The organism is Microbacterium sp. Bi128 (assembly GCF_918698205.1).
The window spans coordinates 1-2,292 of the sequence record NZ_CAKKMM010000808.1 but is presented as its reverse complement, the minus strand read 5'-3'; the positions used below and the strand labels follow the sequence as shown (position 1 = coordinate 2,292).

General features: G+C 62.5%; 1 protein-coding gene. It reads left to right on the top strand.

Annotation, left to right across the window (positions count from 1 at the left end; all coding sequences use genetic code 11):
* The first annotated feature begins 1,161 nt into the window (after window positions 1-1,161).
* Window positions 1,162-1,851 carry a nucleoside/nucleotide kinase family protein gene (locus LQV45_RS26525; protein WP_230009702.1) on the top strand — a complete coding sequence of 230 codons (690 nt, stop codon included), beginning with the start codon at window positions 1,162-1,164 and terminating at the stop codon, window positions 1,849-1,851.
* The last annotated feature ends 441 nt before the right edge of the window (window positions 1,852-2,292 follow it).

Genomic DNA, 2,292 nt, shown 5'->3' with positions numbered 1-2,292 from the left:
CTCCCGGCAAATAGGAAAGCCCCTCGACTGAGGGGCTTTCGCGGGTGAAACAGTGGGTTGGTGGTGTTTGTCAGCGGTGATGTGCGCCCCCTTCCCGGACTTCGTGTCCGTCTGCCTGCATTCGATACCGAAAGATTTTAATAGCTGATCCGCGGATCGTCCAGCCGCAGTGGGGCGTGTCTTCCGGCGCGGGATTGCCGCCCAGCTTCGGGGCCTCCCGGGCAGGAGTTCTTCGCTCAGGTGGTTTAGCGGAGGCCAGTGCCTGCCGAACGGTTCTTCGGGAGACCCGGTACTGCCGGGCAAGGCAGCGGATGGATAAGCCCTTACCCCTGGCATCCCGGCGGATCCTCGCGAATAGCTCCACTCTCGACTCCAGCACTGCCTTCCACCGTTGGGAAAAGCTCTGATGGAATCAACTTTGGGTGGGCGCAACTGAAACTGCGATTCATCAACCGGCGAGCCGCGAAGTGGGCCCAACTCAGACTGCAAAACCGATCCCCACTCAAACTGCCATAATCACCGCCGTCTAAGCAGCCCGGCTGGTGCCGAACCGGGAAAAGAGAAGGTGTGCACAATGTGCACACCCGCGGCTTCGGATCGGGTCGTATATCGGCCGGACCGGGCCGGATCACGGAGGATTTCGGGGGAGTGGCGGAAATTCAGGGGCTGGAACCCGGTTCGAGTCCCACCTCGGGCACAGTATTTCCCTGTCCAGGGGCTTGTGGGCCTCTGAATGTGTACAAATATCTTTTTATGGGCCCCTGCGGGGGCCCATTTTTGTTGGTGGCGGTTGGTCTGGCGGCTCCTTGTCTTGGCTTGGACAGCGCTGTTGCTGCTTACGCGTTCATGGCCGGTAGCGCTTGGAACTGCATGACTTGATGCGACTTGGGATCACTCGGGCCTCCTTCCTTGCTGTTTGTGCCGGACGTGGTTGGCCTTGTACCCGTTCATCTCCCGGAGTTGTGGTGATGACATGACCTGCGGGAAGTTTCTGGGAGATTTTCTGGTCCTCGATTCGTTCCTTTTCTTGGCCGGAGAGAGGTGAGCGGGCATTTGTGCGGCAAAGGTTGTGTGGACATTGTCCACGCCGATGTAACGTGATGCCGTAGAACACCGGTGACCTCCTGCCCTGGTCCAGGCGAGAGCCGGAGAGGAGAAGCGATGAACACCCCTCCATACCTGCGCTGGGACGAATCAGGCCAGCAGCAGCTCCTCGCCAGGGCTGAAGCGCTGCTCCAGCGGCGAAGCCGGTGCCTGCTCGGAATTGCCGGGGCGCCCGGGGCCGGAAAATCCACCATCTCCGAATGGCTGCTGGAGCGCCTGCTCACCGACCATCCCCGGCAGGTCGCCCTGGTCCCCATGGACGGATATCACCTGGCGCAGTCGCTGCTCGTGGCCCGCGGGCTTGAGCACCGCAAGGGCGCTCCGGACACCTTCGACGGTGCCGGCTTCGTCGCGTTGCTCCGCCGGCTGCGCACAGATATCTCGCGGGAGATCTTCGCACCGGTGTTCCGCCGCGAAGTGAACGAGGCGATCGCCGGGGCCATCGCCGTCCCCCCGGAAACACGCCTGATCATCACCGAAGGCAATTACCTTCTGTTCGACGAGGCCCCATGGAACGAGGTCGCATCTCTCCTGGATGAAACCTGGTTCGTGGAACTCGAACAGGGCGAACGCTTGCGCCGGCTCACCGCCCGGCACCTGAAATTCGATAAGGACGCCGCCATCGCCGAATGGCGTGCAACCGGCAATGACGAACGCAATGCCCGCCTGGTAGCAGCAGGAAGCCAGCGGAGCACACTCGTCATCAAGCACACACCGGCGACCGTCTCGGCGCCCGGCCGGGAGTAAGCGGCCGGGCGCCGGGCCGCCGGCTTCATGGCGTCCCGGCATTATTCACTGCCTGGGGTAGTTACCAGTGGCCACCGAAATGTCGTGTTGCGCTATATGCCAACCGCATTCACCTGGTCCTTTCGGGATGGGGCTTCCCCGGATCCGAGCATGCGGAGGCGCCAGAAGTGATCTCGTAGAGCGCGCCCGGTCAGGGGAGGTTCCCGGTATCCGTGTCTTCCCCCGGAGTGCGGGGGCCGGCGAGTTCCGCCCGGTCATCTCCCAACTGCAGGAAGCCTGCCGAGCCCAGGCCTGCAGCGGGTTCGTATCGCAACCCGCCGATTTTGTGCGGCGACTCTATAAGGAGAAATCCAGCCTCGTCCATGGTGAATCCCTGCATCCATTGAGGCTGGCAGTGCGAGCCGATTCGGGCTCCGGTCGTAACCGTGAGGTGGTCCGGGT

What these genes read in the sequence shown, in the direction of transcription:
- LQV45_RS26525 (WP_230009702.1), top strand. Translation starts at nt 1,162, where the DNA reads ATGAACACCCCTCCATACCTGCGCTGGGACGAATCAGGCCAGCAGCAG.